The organism is Sphingomonas pokkalii, assembly GCF_003096275.1.
GTDB lineage: Bacteria > Pseudomonadota > Alphaproteobacteria > Sphingomonadales > Sphingomonadaceae > Sphingomonas > Sphingomonas pokkalii.
On the sequence record NZ_QENQ01000015.1, the window covers coordinates 1 to 402 of the forward strand.

Consider the following 402-nt stretch of genomic DNA (forward strand, 5'->3'; position numbering starts at 1 on the left):
CGGTTCGGACGCGATCCTCCGGATGGAGGCGATCCGCCCATGCCCCGTAACTGGGCTCCACCGCACCGATCGTATAGCCGAGTATCCGGTAGTTCTCATCGCTCCAGTGCATTTCGCCGGTTTCGAGATTCCAGTCCCACAAGGCGAACTCGCCGGTCTCTCCGGCGCTGCATCGGCGCTCCTCACTCTCGTGCTGCACGGCGCGTTCCGCCTCCGCCTGCTGCCCCCCCCTCTCGCCGCGAATGCCGGATCGCACCGCCCCCCGCCACCGCGCGACCGCGGGAGCGCCGGAAACCGGGCGGTCCGCAATATCATCCTCAGCCGCGGGTAACTGCTGCATCGACAAAGCACCTCCGCTAGGCGAGAGACCGGGAGCCATAGTGACGAAACCCCACCCGCCTG

At 67.4% G+C, this 402-nt stretch carries 1 protein-coding gene; it reads right to left on the reverse strand.

Features of this window, described 5'->3' with window-relative positions:
• The coding region (locus DD559_RS19520) for a hypothetical protein (protein WP_206364598.1) at positions 1-340 on the reverse strand (340 nt) is incomplete at its 3' end.
• Positions 341-402 lie beyond the last annotated feature (62 nt).